Raw genomic sequence first — 516 nt, 5'->3', positions numbered from 1 at the left:
GCGCCGCGAAGACGGCGGCGGTGACGACATTCTCGACCGCATCGGGATCGGCGGCTGCGTCGACGACGATACAGCGTTCCGGCTCGGCCTCCGCGATCGCCAGAAACGCCTCGCGGCGGGCCTGGTGGATCGCTAGCGTCTCCTTTTCGAAGCGGTCGGCGGCTGCCTCGGTACCGCGCCGCAGCGTTGCGCGCCTCAGGCCTTCCGCCGGATCGATATCGAAGATCAGCGTCATGTCCGGCATCATGCCGTTGATGGCTACCTGCTCCAGCGTGTCCATAAACGCCGGGTCGATGCCGCCGGTGACGCCCTGGTAGACGCGCGAGGAATCGAGGAAACGGTCACAAAGCACGATGGAGCCACGCTCGACCGCCGGCCGGATGACCTGCTCGACATGGTCGGACCGCGCGGCGGCGAAAAGCAGCGCTTCCATCTTCGGCCCGAACGGTTCGGCGGCGCCCGAAAGCAGCACATGCCTGACCGCTTCGGCGCCCGGCGAACCGTTCGGGCCGAAGA

General features: G+C 67.6%; 1 protein-coding gene. It reads right to left on the bottom strand.

Annotation, left to right across the window (positions count from 1 at the left end):
* On the bottom strand, window positions 1-516 hold a 516-nt coding region (tmk, locus tag EN935_RS39745; protein WP_127374440.1), incomplete at both ends, for a dTMP kinase.

Origin of the sequence: Mesorhizobium sp. M7D.F.Ca.US.004.03.1.1, from assembly GCF_003998635.1 — a bacterium.
GTDB classification, from domain to species: Bacteria; Pseudomonadota; Alphaproteobacteria; order Rhizobiales; family Rhizobiaceae; genus Mesorhizobium; species Mesorhizobium loti.
Note: the sequence above shows the minus strand (reverse complement) of the source record. Positions and strands in the feature narration are given on the sequence as shown.